Below are 607 nucleotides of genomic sequence, written 5' to 3' on the forward strand. Positions count from 1 at the left end.
CAGCATACTAATAACTATTTCAACTTGTTTACACAAGTTTCAGCTAAAAGATGTTCTAAAACGCATTTTCGTTTCGGTATCCAGTTTTCAAGGATCAAGGTTTCTGTAATTCTAGACATAACAAATTGATGAAGTTTGTTGGTGGAGCCAAGCGGGATCGAACCGCTGACCTCCTGCTTGCAAGGCAGGCGCTCTCCCAGCTGAGCTATGGCCCCGCAAATTCCATCAAAACCGAACAAATGGATACGCGTTAAGTATCTGGAAGTCAAGCTTCCGATTTGAATGTCTCCATTGCAGGAAACGATTCCCCATAGAAAGGAGGTGATCCAGCCGCACCTTCCGATACGGCTACCTTGTTACGACTTCACCCCAATCATCTACCCCACCTTCGGCGGCTGGCCCCCTTGCGGGTTACCCCACCGACTTCGGGTGTTGTAAACTCTCGTGGTGTGACGGGCGGTGTGTACAAGACCCGGGAACGTATTCACCGCGGCATGCTGATCCGCGATTACTAGCAATTCCGACTTCATGCAGGCGAGTTGCAGCCTGCAATCCGAACTGAGACCGGCTTTGCTGGGATTGGCTCCACCTCGCGGCTTCGCTTCCC

1 tRNA gene and 1 rRNA gene are annotated in these 607 nt (G+C 50.9%); both read right to left on the bottom strand.

Annotation, left to right across the window (positions count from 1 at the left end):
* Window positions 1-139 precede the first annotated feature (139 nt).
* Window positions 140-215 (bottom strand) — tRNA-Ala (locus tag A3848_RS28790).
* A 99-nt stretch (window positions 216-314) separates the two neighbouring features.
* A 16S ribosomal RNA gene (locus tag A3848_RS28795) occupies window positions 315-607 on the bottom strand; the annotation flags it as partial.

Source organism: Paenibacillus sp. P32E (genome assembly GCF_001909085.1).
GTDB classification, from domain to species: Bacteria; Bacillota; Bacilli; order Paenibacillales; family Paenibacillaceae; genus Paenibacillus_AQ; species Paenibacillus_AQ helianthi.